This is a genomic window from Micromonospora sp. WMMD737 (assembly GCF_049179055.1).
GTDB classification, from domain to species: Bacteria; Actinomycetota; Actinomycetes; order Mycobacteriales; family Micromonosporaceae; genus Micromonospora; species Micromonospora reichwaldensis.
Genome location: NZ_JBMHMH010000028.1, coordinates 1 through 2,975, shown reverse-complemented (window position 1 = coordinate 2,975; position 2,975 = coordinate 1). Strand labels below are relative to the sequence as shown.

General features: G+C 60.9%; 3 protein-coding genes and 1 pseudogene. 2 read left to right on the top strand and 2 right to left on the bottom strand.

The features are described from left to right. Positions 1-253 (top strand): annotated as a pseudogene (locus ACN27A_RS34060) (IS1634 family transposase); the annotation flags it as partial. Here ACN27A_RS34060 and ACN27A_RS34055 read toward each other — a convergent pair. Beyond that, positions 228-434, bottom strand: a complete 207-nt coding sequence (locus ACN27A_RS34055) for a hypothetical protein (RefSeq protein ID WP_421459069.1) — start codon at positions 432-434, stop codon at positions 228-230. The pseudogene ACN27A_RS34060 and the gene ACN27A_RS34055 sit on opposite strands and share 26 nt — an antisense overlap. 476 nt (positions 435-910) lie before the next feature. Here ACN27A_RS34055 and ACN27A_RS34050 point away from each other — a divergent pair, with 476 nt between their 5' ends. Then, positions 911-1,627 (top strand): hypothetical protein, encoded by a 717-nt coding sequence (locus ACN27A_RS34050; RefSeq protein WP_421459067.1) that lies wholly within the window; start codon positions 911-913, stop codon positions 1,625-1,627. 317 nt (positions 1,628-1,944) lie between these two features. Here the strand turns inward: ACN27A_RS34050 and ACN27A_RS34045 are convergent. Further along, the coding region (locus ACN27A_RS34045) for an endonuclease/exonuclease/phosphatase family protein (protein ID WP_421459066.1) at positions 1,945-2,975 on the bottom strand (1,031 nt) is incomplete at its 5' end.

Sequence of the window (2,975 nt, the reverse complement as noted above, 5' to 3'; positions counted from 1 at the left end):
TGTTGCCGACTGGCGCACCGGCACGCTGAGGTTGGCCCCGGGTATCCCCAAAGGCGCTACCGCGCCACCGGGACGGACCGCGGCCACTCATTCGCGGTTGCTCTACGACGTGATGGGGGCGGTTCATGACTGGATCGGATTCGATGTCGTCGATGATTCGGTGTTTCGGGATCTGGTGATCGCCCGGATCGTGGAGCCCACCAGCAAGGCCGACGCTGAACGCGTGCTCACCGATCTGGGCGCCTCGACGGTGTGAACTCGAAGGCTTCTTGATCGCTGGCCACCAGATGGCGGGCACGTTCAAGCAGAATTCCCAGCTCGACATCAGTATGGGCGGAACCGAGGTGCTCGACGAGTTCGTCGCGGCGGCCGGACTTACGCATCACCTGCACGGCTACCGCACCCGAAGCGGTACGCACTTTGCGCACGAACACCCACCGGACCCTACCTGCTTAGTAAGCCAAAACCCGCCCAGTACCGAACAAACCCGCAGGTCACAGCAGTATCGCCGGAAAACTGCCGCTGAGGTGTCCTAACTCAGGTCTTACACTCCGCGATCGGAATGGACCATCGCACCGGCCTGCGGGTCGCGGTTGGCGATCGCCATTCCCAGTGCCTTGGTGACCAGCGCCGCGGTCTGACTCGAATCGATCTGAATCGCCCTGGAAATCCCGGAGGCGGACTCCGGACTCACCGGGGCGGTTCAACCCGCACGGCTTGGCCGCGCGAGGGCGGTCGGGATCTAGACTCGCTTGCATCGACGGGCGGTTCGAATTCACTCTGACGAATGTGCATGGAGCGAGTTGTGCAACAGGATCCGAGGATGTAGATGTTTTCGATAATCTTCCGCCAATAGCCCAACATTCCTGCTCTCAGATTGCTAGCCCGCCAGTCGACCGGGGAAGGCACCATGGACGAGCCCGACGACACCCCATCCACCAAAGGCCGTTGGCTAACGCGCGAGAAGCTAGTCCTGGCGATTGTCGTCCCGGTCTGTCTCGCCCTTCTGTCAGCGGGCCTGACCTGGTGGATCAATCGACCCAAGACCGAACTTGAGGTCGTTGACCTGGCAGTCGTAGCGGGAAAGGACGCGGACAAGCCGATGTCACCCACGGGTGAGTTCGAGGTAGTGCCGCCGAAGATACAGGTGGTACTGCGAAACATCGGCGACCAGGTCTCCGTCGTGACTGGCGCGGAACTGGAGGTGCTTGACTACGCATACCTTCCGCAGTGTCAGAAAGGTGCGGGGCCGATCATGGTCAGCCAGAGGTATAACGCTGTGCTGCCGCTTGATCCCCGGCCACATGAGACGATTCCGGTGCGCACGGTGCAGGAGATCGGCCCGAACAGCACCGACCGATTCGAAATCGCTATTCAGCTCCACAATCCCGACGCAGCGAACGGGGTGCATATGTATCGGCTGAAGGTTTCGCTGATACGCGACGGGGCCAAGCGAATCGATGCAGGCGTCGCCGTAGTCGGCGCACCGACGGTCTACGCTCCGTACCTGGATCCCGACGTTCTCAGCGCGCCCGATGAAGTGGGCGACTGCACACGGCAGCTCAAGATCGACTACGAGCGCTCGCAAGAGTGGGAGGGGGCGCGGGCGCCAAGCCTCCCCGGGTAGCCGCCTCTCGCGTCGCTAGCTGAGATTCCACCACGCTGATCGAAGTGACCCGCTTGCCGCTCCTGTCGACAGGGGTAGGCGCTGGAGAGCCGTGAGATTGTTGGAGATCCGGCGAAGGCGCAGCTCTTCCGGCGGATGGGTGTTCCAGCCTAGGAACGCCTTTTGGCCAAACAGTTTTCGTTGTCACCAAAGTTCCCTCTGCGACTCGGCGCCAGTGAAGTCGACACATACGAAGCTGTCAGCGAGAGGAGCGGTGTCGGCCCTGCACCCCTCGAAATCGGGCACTGGTCATCACGTCGGCGACCGTACCAGGCAGGTCAGTGAGCTAGGTTGCTCAGATACTCGTCGGCAAAGTCTGTGGTGATCTTGACCCATAGCGGCATGTGGTCGGAGATCTGCCATGTGCGCCACTTCGAATAGAAGTCGTCGTCGCTGGTTGGCTTGTCGGGTTTGTCGTTCTTGTCCTGGATCGGTCGCCAATCCTTGGCGTATGCCGCAAGGTCTTCGTCGCGATAGACATGTTCGAAGGGACGAACGATCCCACCGCCGGTCACAGTGAACCGGTCGTCTTCGACCCGCACGGCGATCTGGTCGTAGAAGTGTTCGCCGACGCGCCGTACAGCATCGCCATCGATCGCCTCGGGGACCTTGAAACCCTTGGCTTTGAGCGCCTTCATCGTGTCGTGATCTGGGCTTACGACGTTGAAATCGCCTAGTAATATGTAGTTTTCGGTCTGCGTAGGCGCGAACCGACCACCGCGCGCTTCCGTCGCCTCTTTGTCGGCCTCAACCTCTTTGTCCTGCCGGTTGGCGAAGAAGGCCACCAGTCGCTCAATTTCTTGCCGGCGTCGTTTGAGGTCCTCGCCTGACTCCGAGCCGTAGAAGATGTGCACGGTGCACAGGCTGAACTTGAACCATCCGGATTGGAAGGCGACCAGAAAGGGTGTGCGCGCGAACTGTCCATTGCCAATCGGAGCCTTCTTGCGCGGGAGGGCGACCGCGGAGGGCGAGGCGATGATCTGGCCGTTTGGCAGCACCACCTCACCTGCGATCTTGCGGAAGAACACCTTGTCGCGGTCGTAGAGGAACGCCATCCGCTCCTGATTACCGCCGGTACCCTCCGTCGCATCCGTCACGATGTAGTCCCAGCCACCGCCAAGGATGTCCATGAGGTGTCGCAGTGGCCCGAGATCCCGGTTGATCTCCTGCACCGCAACAAGGTCAAAGCTGCTGATGACTTCGGCGATGTAGTAGAACGATTCCAGCTTGCGCGGACCGAACTTGTATCGATTGTCGTCGAAATCGCGGATGTTCCATGTGGCAAGAAGTAGCGAGTCGTCGGAGCGCG

Bases quoted from the DNA above. Each gene is read 5' to 3' on its own strand.
- ACN27A_RS34050 (WP_421459067.1), top strand. From the start codon at position 911: ATGGACGAGCCCGACGACACCCCATCCACCAAAGGCCGTTGGCTAACG.